Origin of the sequence: Micromonospora sp. DT4 (genome assembly GCF_049841675.1) — a bacterium.
Taxonomy (GTDB): domain Bacteria; phylum Actinomycetota; class Actinomycetes; order Mycobacteriales; family Micromonosporaceae; genus Micromonospora.
The window spans coordinates 1-234 of record NZ_JBNCKT010000512.1 but is presented as its reverse complement, the minus strand read 5'-3'; the positions used below and the strand labels follow the sequence as shown (position 1 = coordinate 234).

Annotated in this window: 1 protein-coding gene; it reads left to right on the top strand. The window is 68.8% G+C overall.

The genetic code is table 11. The features are described 5' to 3' along the window. Positions 1-234: hypothetical protein (locus ACLQ24_RS30720; RefSeq protein WP_425895212.1), on the top strand; the 234-nt coding region annotated here is incomplete at both ends.

Here is a 234-nt window from a genome sequence, read left to right as displayed (position 1 = left end):
AGCGCCGTACCCGCGAACACCACCGGCGAACACCAGCACCTCACCCACACCGACGCGCCACCACAACACATCACCGCCGGCCCACCCGAGCTCTTCCACCTCCCTGCCCACACCCTCCCCCACCAACACGACTCCCACGCCCAACACGATTCCGACGTCGAGGACGGCGACCGCTACGGCGACCTCTTCAGCGACGAGGGAGCCGACACCCCCGCCGGCAGCCAATCGACACCT